This window comes from Xanthomonas sp. SHU 166, assembly GCF_000364685.1.
GTDB lineage: Bacteria > Pseudomonadota > Gammaproteobacteria > Xanthomonadales > Xanthomonadaceae > Xanthomonas_A > Xanthomonas_A sontii.
The window spans coordinates 1-1,636 of record NZ_AQOJ01000048.1; the positions used below are offsets into that span (position 1 = coordinate 1).

General features: G+C 70.4%; 1 protein-coding gene and 1 pseudogene. Both read right to left on the bottom strand.

All coding sequences use genetic code 11. The features are described from left to right. Positions 1-447 precede the first annotated feature (447 nt). Positions 448-1,386, bottom strand: a complete 939-nt coding sequence (locus D180_RS02235; RefSeq protein ID WP_017911497.1) for a DUF6607 family protein — start codon at positions 1,384-1,386, stop codon at positions 448-450. 49 nt (positions 1,387-1,435) lie between these two features. Next, positions 1,436-1,636: pseudogene (locus D180_RS02240) on the bottom strand (Hemin transport protein); the annotation flags it as partial.

Sequence of the window (1,636 nt, forward strand, 5' to 3'; positions counted from 1 at the left end):
GGCCGGCGCTGCTGCTCGGCGGCCTGGGCGGCGTGGCGCTGAGCCTGCTCGCCGGCTGGTCGGGCACCCGCCGCATCCTGCGCACGCCGCCGGCGCTGGCGCTGCGCGAGCAGTGAGTGAAGCCGGGAGTGGGGAATCGGGAGTGGGGATTGGAAAAGCGCCACAGGTCCTGCGCGTGTCGTGCGATCCGCTCTGGATCGCGCAAGTGATCTCCACATCCGCGGATGCGGTATCGCCGCCAACAACGTCAATCACACCCGTGGCGATCACGTCAAAGCACTGACGCCGCCACGCGACGCCGCGCTTGTGCAGCCGCCGCGTGCCGCTGTCACCGCAAGTCGTCCCGGGCCAAACACGCTCCGCATCGAGCTGACACGCGCAAGAAAAAAGGGGAAGGCGCCATCCCGGCCGCCTTCCCCCACCCTGGCTGTGTTGCCGGCGCTGGCCTCAGCGCGCGGCCGGCGCCGGCGCCGTCCATTGCGCGAACACCGCATCGAGTTGCGCATCGCTGACCGGCTTGCCCTGTTGCACCGCCTCGGCCTGGCCGAACAGCGGCACGATGATCGCCATGCCGTCGACTTTGGTCTTCAGGTGCACGCCCGGCGGCTTGCCGAGCAGGCCGTCCCAGCGCGCGCGCACCCTCGCCCAGTAGCCCTGGGTGGCCTTCCAGTAGGCATAGGCCGGGGCGAAGTCGACGGTCGTGGTCTTGACGTAGTCGTTGAAGCCGAATTCGCGGGCGATGGCCTGCTGGCTGCCATCGGGCTTGCGCAGCACCTTGGTGTTGAACTGTTCGTGGGTCCAGCCGGCCGGGGTCAGCGTGTGCCGGTTGACCACCGCCAGCGCGTTGTAGTCGCTGCGCTTGGTGTACTCGCGGCGCGGCAACGGACGCCAGCTCAGGTCGCTGGTCCAGGTCGGATGGCCATCGGCATAGTCCCAGCGCCCGGTGCCGCAGTAGCGCGGCGCGTCGCTGACCTCGTACACGCACTGGGTCCAGGCACCGCGGGTAGTCTCGGCGTCGAGCGGGCGCACCTGCCAGGTCTGGTCGGCGCTGAATTCGAAGCGCTGCGGCGCCTCGTAGGTCCAGTCCTGGCGCCAGTGCTTGGTCACGTGCCCGCTCTTGGGCTCCACCAGCAGATGCTGCAGCACCACCTTGCGCGGACTGTCCTCGACCACGATCACCACTTCGTCGCCACCGCTGCGCATTGGCGCGGCGCGCGCGTAGCCGGGTTGCAGCAGCACGGTCTCGTCGAAGGCGAACGCCACCGTGTACTCGCCCTGCATCGCCAGGATGCTGGCACGGTCGCGCGCCGGGTCGGCGCTCTCGGCGTGGACAGGGAGGCTGCCGGCAAGCAGCAGGGCGCAGAGCAGGGGCGGAGCTTTCGTCATCGAGAGAGGTGTCTTGGTTGATGGGAAACGAGGAAACGCCAGCGGCCGCTCACAACCGCAGCAGCGGCCACGGCCGGTCGGGATCGGGGCGCGGCGCAGGGCGTCCGGCGCGGGCGCAACAGCAGTCGTCGACCAGCACATCGCCCTCGGCCGCCTCCAGGCGCGCGATGCGGCGGGCGATGCTGGCACCGAGCGGCGACACGCCGGCGACGCTGGACGCCAGCACGCCATCGGCTGCGTGCAGGCGCAG